A 13,202-nucleotide genomic window follows, 5' to 3' on the forward strand; every position below is an offset into this window, starting at 1 on the left:
AATTTTTCTGGCTGACAAATTATTTCGAAACTTTACTTTCAGCAGTAGTTTGGTTGCCTTGTAATTCTGCTACAATTGCAAAAGAATATAGAAAAGTATTAGACAAATATGCAGCAGAAACGTCTTCTGTTCCAGAATTTGTAGATTGGCAAGCACACGATTTCTCAATGAGAGGAATGGGCGGAATCGAAGCGGCATTAACTTCTGCAGCAGGACATTTATTAAGTTTTACAGGATCTGACACAATTCCTGCAATTGATTTCTTAGAAGAATATTACAATGCAAACTCAGATCAAGAACTTGTAGCAGGTTCAGTAGCAGCAACAGAACATTCTGTTATGTGTATGGGAACAACAGAAGGCGAGTATGAAACTTTCAAAAGATTAATTACTGAAGTTTACCCAAAAGGAATTGTTTCTATCGTTTCTGACACTTGGGATTTATGGAAAGTTCTAACGGATTATCTTCCAAGATTGAAAGAAGAAATTGTTTCAAGAGAAGGCAAAGTTGTAATTCGTCCTGACAGTGGTGATCCAGTAGATATTATCTGCGGAAATCCAAACGGAAAAACAGAACAAGAGAAAAAAGGTGTTATAGAATTGCTTTGGGATGTTTTCGGCGGAACTACAAATGCTAAAGGTTTCAAAGAATTGGTTCCGCAAATTGGAGCGATTTACGGAGACAGTATTACAGTAGCAAGAGCAACTCAAATCTGCGAAAGATTAAAAGAAAAAGGATTTGCTTCTACAAATGTTGTTTTAGGAATTGGTTCTTTTACTTATCAATACAACACGAGAGATACTTTCGGTTTTGCAATGAAAGCAACCTACGGAGAAGTAAACGGAGAAGGAAGAGCGATTTTCAAAGATCCAATTACAGACGACGGAACTAAAAAATCGGCTAAAGGATTAATGAAAATCGATTTAATCGATGGGAAGTATCATTTGACTGATAATGTTTCTTGGGAAGAAGAAAAACAAGGCGAATTGAAAGAGGTTTTTAGAGATGGAAAACTTTTGGTTGATCAATCGCTGAGTGAAATCAGAACGAGAGTAAAAAGCGAAGTGAGTGTTGAAGCTTAATTATAAAATGAAGGCCTGAATTTTGAATTCAGGCTTTTTTTGTGATTTGAGTTTTTTGCGTTTTGTTTGTCATTTCGACGAAGGAGAAATCTTAGTCAGAAACTCTACAAAGATTGGCGATTTACTGTATGGAGCTACTTGCGAAGATTTCTCCTTCGTCGAAATGACAAGATTGTGTGAAAAAAAAAACTCCAGTTAAAACTGGAGGCAATTCAAATTTGATAATCTTATTTCTTATAAAAATTGTTATGATCAATATATTCCCAAACTTTTGGAGGTAATAAAGGCTGAATGTTTTTACCTTCTTTAATGCTGTTTCTAATAAAAGTCGAAGAGATTTCTACAATTGGCGCATCGATAACATGAATTTTTGGATGCGATTTTAATTCTACATTTTCAGGTTCGTCAGAAATTCTCGGATACACATAAATATCATGATTATCAAGAATCACTTCATAGTTTCTCCATTTGTGAAGCGTTTTCAGATTGTCTTCGCCCATAATTAATGAAAACTCATGATTTGGATATTTCTCTTGTAAATGAGCGAGTGTAATAACGGTATAACTCGGCTGAGGTAATTTAAATTCGATATCAGACGGTTTTATTTTCGGATAATCTTCTGTTGCCAGAAAAACCATTTGCAGACGCTGCTGGTCGTCTAACAAAGTCGCTTTCTTTTTTAACGGATTATGAGGCGTAACGACCATCCAAATCTGATCTAAATCTGCAAACTCAGCCATATGATTGGCAATGATCAAATGACCAACGTGTATAGGATTGTATGTTCCGAAATATAGACCTACTTTCATTTTGTATAGTTTCGCAGAGAGTTGCTAAGATAGCACAAAGATTCGCAAAGTTTTATTTCAACTTGGCGAATCTTTGCGTTTTTTCTTTGTGTATCTCTGTGGAATAAAAATTATTTACTAATGAAATCTTTCACTAATTGATGCGCTTCTTCAAGAGCAACAGATAGATCATAGTTTTTGATAATTACGTCAAATTGTGGAGCAGTTGCCAATTCAACCGATGCCTTAGCAATACGCATATTAATTTTATCATCACTTTCTGTAGAACGCTGTTTTAAGCGACGTTTTAATTCATCAACACTTGGAGGTTTTACGAAAACGGCTAAAGTCTGTTCTGGAAATTTATGTTTAATGCGAAGACCCCCCGCAACATCAATGTCAAAAATTACATTTTTTCCCATTGCCCAGATTCTTTCAATCTCCGATTTTAAAGTTCCGTAGAAGTTATCACGATACACTTCTTCCCATTCCAAGAAATCCTCTGCCTTAATGTGCTTTTTGAATTCTTCCAACGAAATGAAATAATAATCCTTTCCGTGTACTTCTTCGCCACGTGGCGCACGTGATGCTGCCGAAATCGAGAATTCAAGATTTAAATCTTCTTGACCTAATAAATGTTTTACGATAGTTGTCTTTCCTGAGCCTGAGGGTGCCGAAAAAACAATTAATTTTCCTTTGTTCATTGTGTATGCTTTAGGCTTTAAGCAGTGTACTCAAAGCTTTATTGTGTGTTGGATTTTGTGTCGCTTAAAGCTTTATAATACGTTTAAAACCTGCTCTTTTATCTTCTCCAATTCATCCTTCATCATGACAACCAATTTTTGCATTTGAGCATGATTCGATTTTGAACCCATTGTATTGATTTCACGTCCCATTTCTTGAGTAATAAAACCAAGTTTTCTTCCGTTTGCTTCAGAACCATTTAAGGTTTCTATAAAATAATCTAAATGATTGCCCAAACGAACTTTTTCTTCGGTAATATCTAATTTCTCTAAATAATAGATTAATTCCTGTTCAAAACGGTTTTCGTCAACATTAACCTGTAATTCTGAAATTGCGGTCTGCAAACGATCTTTAATTGCTTGTACGCGTTCTGGATCAAGTGCCAGTGTATCGTTCATGAGCTGACGTATATTTCCAATTCGTAAATTGAATTCTTTTTCAAGAGATTCGCCTTCGTCTTTACGGAAATTTAAAATATTTTGAAGTGCTTCGTCTATAATAACCTGAATTTGATCCCAATCATCTTCATCAATTTCTTCACGTTCTGTTTTTAATGTATCTGGCATACGAACAGCCATTTTCATCAATTCAGTTTCATCTGCATCAGGATTTACTTCTTTTAACTGGGCTATATAATATTTTACAACAGGGACATTTACTTTAGTAGAAGTTTGTTCTGCGGTACTTTCTACATAGATCGCAAAATCAATTTTTCCTCTTTCTAGTTTTGTTGAAATAAGAGTTCTTAAACCAAGTTCCATTTCGCGGTAAACCGATGGCATTCTTACATTCAAATCTAAACCTTTCGAGTTTAGAGATTTTACTTCAACGGTAATTTTTTTTGTAGGCAATTGCAAAGAAGCTTTGCCAAACCCTGTCATAGATTGTATCATATAATTGAGTATAAAGGCGCAAAGATAATTAAAAGTTTAATGTCTTGCGTTGTAAATTGTGAATCAGTTTTATAGATCAAAAATTACGGTTATTCTTACGATAATGCTTTTATAACTTCGGCTACATTTTTTTGGCTGTTGCCGATGTAGATTTTTCCGTCAATAATAAAAACCGGACGGCTTAAGAAAGTATAATGTTCTAAGATATATTTTTTAAAATCGGCCTCTGTCAATGATTGGTCTTTTAATCCCATTGATTTGTACAATTGAGCTTTTTTGCTAAATAATGCTTCGTAACTTCCAGAAAGTTTATGCATTTCTTCTAGTTGCTCTTCTGTAATGGGTTCTTGTCTGATGTCTTGAAAAACAAGATTGTTTTCTGGAAGACTTTTAATGATTTTGCGACAAGTATCGCATGAAGCTAAATAATATATTTTATTCATAATTTGATAAATTTGTGAGAATGCAAAGAAAATCCATTTGGAACTTAAAAATGACTAATTTTAGAAAAAAAATAAAATTATGAGTTCAGTTTTTGATGTGCAAAAAACAATTAGAGAAATTCTTTTGAAAATCTTAGATAGTCATTCATTAGAACAATTAAACAAAATTCCAGAAGGTTTTAGCAACAATATTATTTGGAATATAGGCCACTGTATTTCTTCGCAACAGGTTTTGGTCTATAAATTATCGGGTCTTCCAACAATGGTTTCTGAAGATTTCGTTAACAAATATAAAAAAGGAACCAAACCAGAAGGAGATGTTTCTCAAGCTGAGGTTGATCAAATTAGAACATTGCTTTCAACAACATTAGAAAAAACAAAAAATGATTTTGAAAGCGGTCTGTTTGTTAATTATCATGAATACACTACCAGCGTCGGCTTCACACTTCTCCATATTCAAGGTGCTTTAGATTTTAATAATTTTCATGAAGGACTTCATACTGGAGTTATAATGTCGTTAAGAAAATTTGTTTAAATAAAAAAAATCCCGCTTTAAGCGGGATTTTTTTTATTCGATTATGGTTTCAATAGTGACCTTCATTGCGCCGGCTCCTTTATTTTTTGATATATCCATAAAAGCTCTTTTAGATAAATCAATTTCGCGGGTTTTTACAAAAGGGCCGCGGTCAGTAATTTTTACAATGACAAATTTGCCATTAGCTTCATTTGTTACTTTTACTCTTGTTCCAAAAGGAAGTTTTTTGTGAGCTGCAGTATAGCTGTTATTGTTGAATCGGCTTCCGTTAGCAGTTCTTTTTCCGTTAAAACGATCAGCGTAGTAGGAAGCGTGAGCGTTTTTCTTGTATGGTCTAAGTTTTAAACCTTTGTCTGTAAAGATAGAATCCGGTAAAGGGATAATAGTCGGTTTTACATTTTTAACAGTATCTTGAATGATTTTAGGTTCTGTTGTAGGTTTGGTCTGGCTTATAACATACGTAAAGCCGCTAATTAAGGTTAAAGCGATTGTGGCGAATAAAATGTTTTTTTTATTTCTCATGGGTTATTCTTTTTCAGACTTGGGGGGAGTTTGTACAAATAATGTGCCGAGATGAAAAAAGCCCTGTAGGAAGGGCTTTAATTGGTGTTTTTTAGAACCAAAGGTTCCAAGGAATTCTACTTAAAATAAGCAATAATCCTAATCCGTAAAAAATAGCAAAGGTTTTAAATTTAGCTTCACTATTGATTATTTTTTTATGTTTAGACCATCCAATAGTAATTAAGATGATAGCAATGATATTAATTAGAGGGTGCTCTAATGATGTTAGTCTTAATTCTGCATTAGACATTTGCCCGAATGCTGCTTTTCCAAGTGGAGAAACAAAATATAAGATTAAACCAATCAATAATTGAGTGTGTGTTCCAATTAAAGCAAATAAAGCGATTTTACGATCTTTAGCTGTAAACTCTTTTTTTGAAGTAAATCCGATGATGGCATTTACAACCGCAACTAGCAAAAGAAGCAATGCTAAGTATGCCCAACCAGAGTGGAATTTTTGTAGAAAATTATACATAAACTTTGTTTTTTGTTGAAAACAAATATAACAAAAAAGGCTATAAAAAAACGGCATTAAACTTAAAAGTCAATGCCGTTTTTATTATTTATTTAGATTCTAAATTTTAGAAATCGTAACGTAATGCGAAGTTCCAAGTTCTACCGAAACCAAAGTATACTTGGTTTGTAGTAGCAATACCTTTGTATGTTGAAACAGTAGGAACATCAGCAGCAAAAATATTTGTTTTTGCTTCAGCAATGTAAGTATAATCAAAAACGTTGTTTACGTTTAATCTGAAACCTACAGAGTTGCTTTTATTTTTACCAACTAACAATTTGTATGATAAACCAGCGTCAGCAGTACCGTAAGAAGGTAATTGTAATGCACCTCTATTATCCTCTTTAGTAAAGTTTCCTGGAGAAATAGCAGCATACAATCTGTCAAAGTAGTTGTAGTTTGCATCAACAGTAAAGCGAGGTAAGATTTCATAAGTTGCTCCTAAAGCAGCTGTTGTTTGAGCAGCATCTCCAACTCTTACACCATCAAGGAATAATGTTGTAGTAGTCCCTCCACCAATTGGAGCGTTTGATGAATCATAACGATTACTTGTACTAGTACCTTGATATTGCCAGTCTCCGATAGATAACATACCTGTAATAGTAAGTTTGTCAATTACTTTTGCGGTACCATCAATCTCAATACCTGAGTGAATTTCTGTAATTCCAGCGAAATCATAGTAACCTCCAGGGTTGTCAGCAGCTCCGTCATTTTGTCTTTGGTATCTGTCTTTCCAAGAAGTACGGTATAAGTTAACGTTTGCAGAGAACTTGCTTGTACGTAGACCGTAACCAGCTTCAAGACCGAAGATTTTTTCGTTTGTTAAGTTACCATTTACAAGAGATGCATTGTTTGGGTAAACTGCATTAAAGAATGGTTGTTTTGAGTAGTATCCTGAGTTAACAAAAACATTATGGTGCTCGTTGATGTTGTAGTTAATACCACCTTTAACGTTTCCACCTAAGATGTTTTCGTAATCTGTACTAGATAATGGATCTGTAGTTTTGTATTTGAAGTAATCAACTCTTTTGAATCCTTGTTGAGAAAGTGCACCTTGAACGAATGCAGTAAATTTTTCCGTAGAATATTCTAATTGAGTAAATCCACCATACCATCTAACATCACCATCATTGTTAAAGTTGATTTTTTCTTCTTTGTCGGTATCCTTAAATACATTCCAAGGAGCGTATGTAGAATAAGTAGCGTATAAAGTTCTATTAGGATTGTTAACATCAAAGTTATCAATGTAAGCATCTGCTCCTAATCTGTTGTTTACGTTTTGGTAGTGAAGACCTTTGTATCCTCTTACGTCAACTCCAATATCCCAAGTTAAGCTTTCTGTGAATTTTTTGTTGAAGTTAACAATTGCTCCGTACCAGTTGTGTGAGTTAACAGAAGAAATTTGAGAGATACCTGAAGTAGTGTCGTACTTGTAGTTTGCAGCGCTTGTACCAGTTCTACCAGTTGCAGAACTGTTTTGAAACTGTCCAGTTGCTCCGTTTGTTGTACGAACATTATCTACATTGTTATATCTGATCACTTCTTGTCCTGTATTCCAACGAACAATTTTATCATAGTCAACTAAACCATCTGCAGTTCTGAATACATCAGAAGTATAGTTGTTTCCTCCAGCACCACCTGCTCCTCTAGCTCCACCACCACGTCCGAAAGAAACGTAACCTACAGTAGATAATTTAGATGTTTCATTGATTTGGAAATCATAGTTTAATGAAACAACTGGTTTGTGGTAGTAGTTTCTTACCATGTTGAAAGCTTGACCATCTTTGTAACCCCAATCAGAGTTGTATTTAATGTTTGGGTCAGATACAGAACCATATTTTTGGTACTGTGCTATAGTGATAAAAGTAGATCTTTGATCGTGCCATTGTGGAGCACCAGTAACTGTAAATTGGAAATCGTGTTTATTGTTTTTTGTAGTATAACCAAGAGCTACATAGTAGTTATCTCCGTTAAATTGAGTTCCATCTACATATCCATCACCTTGAGTATGGCTGTATAAAACAGAAGCAGAGAATCCGCTGTCTAATTTTCCTGTATTGTAAGCAACGTTAGATTTAAAGAAGTTGTCATTACCAAAAGAAGTACCAACTGTTCCGCCTTGTTTTAAATCAGAAGCTTTAGTGATGTAGTTCATTGTACCCCCAACAGAAGCGATAGCTAATTTTGAAGATCCTAAACCTCTTTGAATCTGAATTGCAGAAGTAACATCAGATAAACCAGCCCAGTTACTCCAGTAAACAGAACCATTTTCCATGTCGTTAACTGGCATACCGTTAACCATTACCGCAACGTTGTTTTGGCTAAATCCACGAACTGTAATTCTTGAATCTCCAAATCCACCACCAGATTTAGTTACGTAAACAGATGGAGTGCTTTTTAACAATTCAGGAAGTTCTTGATTTCCTAATTTTGCTTGAATTTCAGAAGCTTTAATTGTAGAAACTGCAACAGGAGTTTTTCTGTCTTTTGCAATATCTACAGTGCTACTTTTAACTACAATCTCAGTTAATTCGTTAGAGTTAGAAACCAAAGTGATAGTTCCTAAGTTTGTAGTTGCGCCGTTTGACACATTAAATTTCACAGTCTGGTTGTCATAACCTAAGAAAGAGATAACAATCTCACCTGTGCTTGATGTTGAAGTAAGAGTAAATTTACCATCAAAATCTGTTGAAGTTGCTGTAGTAGATCCTTTGATCACCACATTTGCTCCTGGTAATCCACCTGTTCCGTCGGTAATTTTACCAGTAACTTTTCCTTGAGAAAATACGGTTGAAACTATCATAAAAAATAGTCCGGTCAGTAACCAATTTTTCATTTTCTTCATTTTGTTATTGAGTTTATTGTTTTTGGCAAAATTATAACAAATAACTCAGATAATGTTATCGAAATGTTAAGAAAAACAAGTTTTGCTTTTTATGCTGCGCATTAAAATGAATTTTTGTCTTTTTGTTGGATAAAATATTGATTTGTTGAATTTAAGTGGTGCTTTTTTGTTAAAAATATAATTATTCTGATAAGTTTGTAAGATGGGTGTTGTAGTTAAACGATTATTTGTGTTTTTAATCGATTTATAATGTAGAAAACGTCCTAATTTTACTAGAAAATAGGACGTTTTAGAAGTTAAAAAATATTTAAGTAAATGTTTCTATTTGTTTTTTAAGAAATGATTTAACAAAAACGAAGTCGAACTGTCGTGATTTTTAACAGTCTTAGAATTGATTTCGTCTAAAATCGAGTTTGCCAATTGCTTACCTAATTCAACTCCCCATTGGTCAAAACTGAAAATATTCCAAATAACACCTTGAACAAAAATCTTGTGTTCGTATAATGCAATTAAAGAACCTAAGCTTCTTGGAGTAAGTTTTTGAATTAGAATTGTATTAGTTGGTTTGTTTCCTGTGAATACTTTAAAGGGTAATAAATAAGATGCTTTTTCAGCAGAAAGTCCTTGTTTGTCAAACTCTGCCTGAACTTGTGCTTCTGTTTTTCCATTCATTAAAGCTTCAGTCTGAGCAAAGAAGTTAGACATCAATTTATCGTGGTGATCTTCATTCCCATAAAGTGGTTTTACGAATCCCACAAAATCTGTTGGGATTCTCTTTGTTCCTTGATGAATTAATTGGAAGAAAGCATGTTGTGAGTTTGTTCCTGGTTCTCCCCAAATAATTGTTCCTGTTTGGTAATTAACAGGTTTTCCGTCGCGACCAACACTTTTTCCATTGCTTTCCATAAATGCTTGTTGCAAATAAGGAGCAAGTTTGTGTAAATATTGTGTGTACGGAATCAACGCTTCGCTTTCGGCGCCATAAAAATTATTGTACCAAACGCTTAACAATGCTAAAATAACCGGAATGTTTTCGTCAAATTCTGCCGATTTGAAATGTTCATCCATTTCATATGCACCAGTTAATAAATCATTATAATTATCAAATCCAACAGCCAAAGCAATGCTTAAACCAACTGCGCTCCATAAAGAAAATCTTCCTCCAACCCAGTCCCACATCGGGAAAACGTTGTCTGGATTAATTCCGAATTCTGTTACATTTTTAATGTTTGTAGAAACCGCTACGAAGTGTTTTGCAATGTCTTCTTGAGAAGCCGATTTTAAAAACCATTCTTTTATAGTTTCTGAATTCGAAAGCGTTTCTTGAGTAGTAAAAGTTTTAGAAACAATTACGAAAAGTGTCGTTTCAGGATTTAGTTTTTTGATAACTTCATTTACGTGGTCACCGTCAACATTTGAAACGAAATGTGTGTTTAGGTGATTTTTGTAAAATTGTAAAGCTTCAACAGCCATAACAGGACCAAGGTCAGAACCTCCAATACCAATATTTACAACATCTGTAAAAGCTTTTCCTGTGTAACCTTTTCTTTGTCCAGAAATAACTTCTTCAGTAAATTTTTTGATTTTATTTTTTACTTCGTAAACTTCAGGAATTACATTTTCTCCGTCTACTTTGATAACTGCCGATTCTGGAGCACGCAATGCTGTGTGTAAAACCGCCCGATTTTCAGTCTGATTGATTAATTCTCCTCCAAAATATTGTGCAATTGCATCTTTCAATCCAATTGAGTTTGCTAATTCTAATAAAAGAGAAACTGTTTCTTGACTGATATTATTTTTTGAATAATCTACTAAAAAGTCATTCCATTGCAAATTGAATTTTTCAACGCGCGCACTATCTTGTTGAAACAATTCTTGTATTGTGGTTTCGTGAATTGCGTTATAGTGGTTTTGTAGATTTTTCCACGCTTCAGTCCCAGTTGGGTTTGTTGTGTTTAAAGCCATTTTATCTATAATTGAGTTTGTTTTCTGAAACACAAAAATACTGAAATAACTTTTAAAAGGGGAGCGGTTTGCGATTATATAACAATTAGTTACGAAAACGTTTTATGAGAAGTGCGTCATAACTTTTTCCAGACAACTTCTGCTATCACCGATTTTCCACCTTGCGTAGTATTGGTTACAGCATATTTAAGTTCGTTATTTATAAAAGTGTATGATCTCTTTTGAATTGTTCCTTCCCAATTTGGAAACGATGCCGTTTTTATTATAAAAGTTATAGTCCTATTGATTTCGTCAATTTCATAGTTGCCAAAATGCGAATTGCTTCCTTGCACAATTGTTGCGTTTTCTTCGGGAGTGCATTTGTTTTTATCTCCAGAAGCAATTTTTGCTCTTTTATCTTTATAAATCTGAATGGCATAATTTCCTTTTTCATCAAAGAACAAAAAGCCCTTTGGATTTGTGTCATACGGAAGCGTTTTTGTTCCGTCAGAATTTGTGTTTTCAACCGAAACCAAAGTCCATGAACCCAAAAAATCAGATTTTTTTTGTGCATAAATTGAATTTAAAATCAAAAGCAGTAGAATCAAAATTGCGTTTTTCATCTTTTGTAAGTTTAATAGTTTACTTTAATAATTTCTCCAGTTATAGTTCCTTCAAGACTCTTTGTGTAAGCATTTATTAAATCTTCAGTCGGAATATCTAAAACTTTTGCTGGACTAATAACATTTATTCTAATTCCTTTTTCCAACTCCAGTGAAGCTGCAAGAACAAAACTGTTGATTCCGCCATTTACAATAGCTTTGCTTACATTGTTTTTTACGGGTTTATCGCCCATTTTTCCTGAAGTAAGTGTAAATGATCCATTATTGTTTAGGTATTTTTGCCCAATTAAAACTAGGTTGACTTGTCCAAGTAATTTGTTTTGAATGCCAATATTTAGTTTTTCTTCGTCAAGCGAAAATAAATCACCTGTGTAACAGTCACCAGCAACACAAATACAAGCATCGATGTTTTTGACTTCTTCAAATAATTTTTCAATCGATTTTGAATCTGATAAGTCGATTTTGAAATCACCACTGTTTCTTCCAGCCGAAATTATTTCATGATTTTTTGCAAGAGCAGGGTGCAGTATTTTTCCAATTTCTCCAGTTGCTCCAATTAAAAGTATTTTCATTTTGCAGATTTTTAGTTTGTTATCTAAAACAAAATTAAGAAGTTAGCGTTTGCTTTAAATTGTACTTATTGGTACTAAAATTGTATTTTAGCATAATGACAAACAAAAATTTATATCTTCCTTTTGAAGTTGATTTTAAAGAGTTGGAGCAGTTTCCGAAAACAATCCAGAAAAACAATTTCTTTGAATTGATTTATATTGTTGATGGAACAGGGGTTCAGATTATTAATGATAATAAATTTCAATATCGAATGGGAAATCTATTTCTTGTAACACCGCAAGATGTGCATTCATTTGAAATTACAACGCCCACAAAATTCTTTTTTCTTAGATTTAATGAATATTACGTAAAAGCGAGTTCTCAAAATGGGCAATCTGAAGCTATTTTGCGAATGGAATATATTCTTCAAAATGCCAGTCATCGCCCAGGTTGCATTTTGAAAAATCAAATTGATAAACCATTGATTGCTTCATTAATAGGGAATATAATAAGTGAGCAAAACAATCAGCAGATTTACCATCAAAAGATTATTGAGCAGATTGTAAATACAATTATTACAATTGTTGCGAGAAACATTGCTTTGAAACTTCCCAAGAATATTAAAGAAACAACAGGAGAAATGGTTCTTGAAATTCTACATTATATTCAAGAGAATATCTACAATCCAAAAGAATTAAAATCAGAAAAAATAAGCAGTCACTTTAATATCACTCTTAATTATTTGGGGAAATATTTTAAAAAGCAAACAGGAGAAACACTGCAAGAATATATTGTAAACTACAAATTGAGATTAATTGAAGCGAGACTTTTGAATACAGATATGCGAATTAACGAAATCGCAGATGAATTAAATTTTTCGGATGAAAGCCATTTAAACAAAGTTTTTAGGAAACATAAGGGAATGAATCCTTCGGAATTTAGAAAAAAATATTCCTAGTAATTCTAGAATTTAATTACCAGAATTTCCACCAAGGTTTTTTATTGATTTCTATAATTTTCTTCGAAACATCGACATCAATTCTTTTTGGAGATTCTGTTTTAATTTTAGAATCATCAAAAAAGAACAAACCATTTTCATCCATTCCCAGAGGGAGTTTGGTTCTTTCTTTCCAGTTTTCGGTTTGTAATTCTGGGACTAAATTAGCATCGATTTTTTCGCGAAAGCGTTTTTGAGCTTTTTCTATAATTTCTTCTTCTAAGTTCGAAGATGAATTTTTGAAAAGTGAAATCGAATTGTCTGGAATATTTAAAAGGAAAACTTGAGTTTTATTACCAATTTTCTGGATGTCCAATACTTTGAAATATGCAATCGAGTCTAAAAGAAAATGACCAATTTTTGCTGAATCTGGATTAAATTTTGATAAATCTTTGGCGTGTGCACTTGCAATTAAATACCTGAAATTTCCCGAAAGCCCTCCACCAATCGAACTCATGTCGGTAAAACCTTTTTCTTGAATAATCTGCCCGATTTTGTAATTTAAAATTAAATTTTCAGAAAGATTTGTGTCTCTGTAAAATAATTTTAAACCAGAAAAAGTTTCATGATACATGGTTTTAAGGCGCTCATTTTTCATGATTTTCGATTCAAAAAATTACAAAAAAGGATTTTTTATAAATTACCAATACTGTCCAACTCTCTTTTCAAAGGCTCAATCTG

General features: G+C 33.3%; 14 protein-coding genes. 3 read left to right on the forward strand and 11 right to left on the reverse strand.

The window, feature by feature from the left end; translation table 11 throughout:
- Positions 1-1,082, forward strand: a 1,082-nt coding sequence (locus B3J44_RS03010) for a nicotinate phosphoribosyltransferase (protein WP_286965692.1), incomplete at its 5' end; no start/stop codon positions are given.
- A gap of 227 nt (positions 1,083-1,309) precedes the next feature.
- Here the strand turns inward: B3J44_RS03010 and nadD are convergent.
- The 4 genes from nadD to B3J44_RS03030 all read right to left on the reverse strand — a co-directional run bounded on the left by nadD (position 1,310) and on the right by B3J44_RS03030 (position 3,950).
- Positions 1,310-1,891, reverse strand: a complete 582-nt coding sequence (nadD, locus tag B3J44_RS03015; RefSeq protein WP_286965694.1) for a nicotinate (nicotinamide) nucleotide adenylyltransferase — start codon at positions 1,889-1,891, stop codon at positions 1,310-1,312.
- A gap of 110 nt (positions 1,892-2,001) precedes the next feature.
- On the reverse strand, positions 2,002-2,574 hold the full coding sequence (gene gmk, locus B3J44_RS03020; RefSeq protein WP_286965695.1) for a guanylate kinase: 573 nt from the start codon (positions 2,572-2,574) through the stop codon (positions 2,002-2,004).
- 72 nt (positions 2,575-2,646) lie between these two features.
- Positions 2,647-3,507, reverse strand: a complete 861-nt coding sequence (locus B3J44_RS03025) for a YicC/YloC family endoribonuclease (RefSeq protein ID WP_286965696.1) — start codon at positions 3,505-3,507, stop codon at positions 2,647-2,649.
- Between the two features lie 95 nt (positions 3,508-3,602).
- Entirely contained in the window at positions 3,603-3,950 is a 348-nt protein-coding gene (locus B3J44_RS03030) for an arsenate reductase family protein (RefSeq protein ID WP_286965697.1), read from the reverse strand.
- 79 nt (positions 3,951-4,029) lie between these two features.
- Between B3J44_RS03030 and B3J44_RS03035 the strand changes: the two genes are divergently transcribed.
- Positions 4,030-4,485, forward strand: a complete 456-nt coding sequence (locus B3J44_RS03035; protein ID WP_286965700.1) for a DinB family protein — start codon at positions 4,030-4,032, stop codon at positions 4,483-4,485.
- 33 nt (positions 4,486-4,518) lie between these two features.
- Here the strand turns inward: B3J44_RS03035 and B3J44_RS03040 are convergent, their stop codons facing one another.
- From B3J44_RS03040 to B3J44_RS03065, 6 genes are all read right to left on the reverse strand, one after another.
- Positions 4,519-5,007: a septal ring lytic transglycosylase RlpA family protein gene (locus B3J44_RS03040; protein ID WP_286965701.1), complete on the reverse strand. Its 489-nt coding sequence runs from the start codon at positions 5,005-5,007 to the stop codon at positions 4,519-4,521.
- A gap of 91 nt (positions 5,008-5,098) precedes the next feature.
- A complete protein-coding gene (locus tag B3J44_RS03045; RefSeq protein ID WP_198855303.1) occupies positions 5,099-5,521 on the reverse strand; it encodes a hypothetical protein in 423 nt (140 codons plus the stop codon).
- Positions 5,522-5,627: 106 nt separating this feature from the next.
- Positions 5,628-8,405 carry a TonB-dependent receptor gene (locus B3J44_RS03050; protein ID WP_286965703.1) on the reverse strand — a complete coding sequence of 926 codons (2,778 nt, stop codon included), beginning with the start codon at positions 8,403-8,405 and terminating at the stop codon, positions 5,628-5,630.
- 321 nt (positions 8,406-8,726) lie between these two features.
- A complete protein-coding gene (gene pgi / locus B3J44_RS03055) occupies positions 8,727-10,370 on the reverse strand; it encodes a glucose-6-phosphate isomerase (protein WP_286965704.1) in 1,644 nt (547 codons plus the stop codon).
- A 116-nt stretch (positions 10,371-10,486) separates the two neighbouring features.
- Positions 10,487-10,972: a lipocalin-like domain-containing protein gene (locus B3J44_RS03060; RefSeq protein WP_286965705.1), complete on the reverse strand. Its 486-nt coding sequence runs from the start codon at positions 10,970-10,972 to the stop codon at positions 10,487-10,489.
- Positions 10,973-10,983: 11 nt separating this feature from the next.
- Positions 10,984-11,544: a short chain dehydrogenase gene (locus B3J44_RS03065; protein WP_286965707.1), complete on the reverse strand. Its 561-nt coding sequence runs from the start codon at positions 11,542-11,544 to the stop codon at positions 10,984-10,986.
- Between the two features lie 95 nt (positions 11,545-11,639).
- Between B3J44_RS03065 and B3J44_RS03070 the strand changes: the two genes are divergently transcribed.
- Positions 11,640-12,482 carry an AraC family transcriptional regulator gene (locus B3J44_RS03070; protein WP_286965708.1) on the forward strand — a complete coding sequence of 281 codons (843 nt, stop codon included), beginning with the start codon at positions 11,640-11,642 and terminating at the stop codon, positions 12,480-12,482.
- A gap of 16 nt (positions 12,483-12,498) precedes the next feature.
- Here B3J44_RS03070 and B3J44_RS03075 read toward each other — a convergent pair whose 3' ends face one another.
- Positions 12,499-13,119, reverse strand: a complete 621-nt coding sequence (locus B3J44_RS03075) for a hypothetical protein (protein WP_286965710.1) — start codon at positions 13,117-13,119, stop codon at positions 12,499-12,501.
- Between the last annotated feature and the right edge of the window lie 83 nt (positions 13,120-13,202).

Source organism: Flavobacterium sp. UBA4854, assembly GCF_002399805.1.
GTDB lineage: Bacteria > Bacteroidota > Bacteroidia > Flavobacteriales > Flavobacteriaceae > Flavobacterium > Flavobacterium ginsengisoli.

Bases quoted from the DNA above. Each gene is read 5' to 3' on its own strand.
- nadD (WP_286965694.1), bottom strand. From the start codon at position 1,891: ATGAAAGTAGGTCTATATTTCGGAACATACAATCCTATACACGTTGGT.
- gmk (WP_286965695.1), bottom strand. From the start codon at position 2,574: ATGAACAAAGGAAAATTAATTGTTTTTTCGGCACCCTCAGGCTCAGGA.
- B3J44_RS03025 (WP_286965696.1), bottom strand. From the start codon at position 3,507: ATGATACAATCTATGACAGGGTTTGGCAAAGCTTCTTTGCAATTGCCT.
- B3J44_RS03030 (WP_286965697.1), bottom strand. From the start codon at position 3,950: ATGAATAAAATATATTATTTAGCTTCATGCGATACTTGTCGCAAAATC.
- B3J44_RS03035 (WP_286965700.1), top strand. From the start codon at position 4,030: ATGAGTTCAGTTTTTGATGTGCAAAAAACAATTAGAGAAATTCTTTTG.
- B3J44_RS03040 (WP_286965701.1), bottom strand. From the start codon at position 5,007: ATGAGAAATAAAAAAAACATTTTATTCGCCACAATCGCTTTAACCTTA.
- B3J44_RS03045 (WP_198855303.1), bottom strand. From the start codon at position 5,521: ATGTATAATTTTCTACAAAAATTCCACTCTGGTTGGGCATACTTAGCA.
- B3J44_RS03050 (WP_286965703.1), bottom strand. From the start codon at position 8,405: ATGAAGAAAATGAAAAATTGGTTACTGACCGGACTATTTTTTATGATA.
- pgi (WP_286965704.1), bottom strand. From the start codon at position 10,370: ATGGCTTTAAACACAACAAACCCAACTGGGACTGAAGCGTGGAAAAAT.
- B3J44_RS03060 (WP_286965705.1), bottom strand. From the start codon at position 10,972: ATGAAAAACGCAATTTTGATTCTACTGCTTTTGATTTTAAATTCAATT.
- B3J44_RS03065 (WP_286965707.1), bottom strand. From the start codon at position 11,544: ATGAAAATACTTTTAATTGGAGCAACTGGAGAAATTGGAAAAATACTG.
- B3J44_RS03070 (WP_286965708.1), top strand. From the start codon at position 11,640: ATGACAAACAAAAATTTATATCTTCCTTTTGAAGTTGATTTTAAAGAG.
- B3J44_RS03075 (WP_286965710.1), bottom strand. From the start codon at position 13,119: ATGAAAAATGAGCGCCTTAAAACCATGTATCATGAAACTTTTTCTGGT.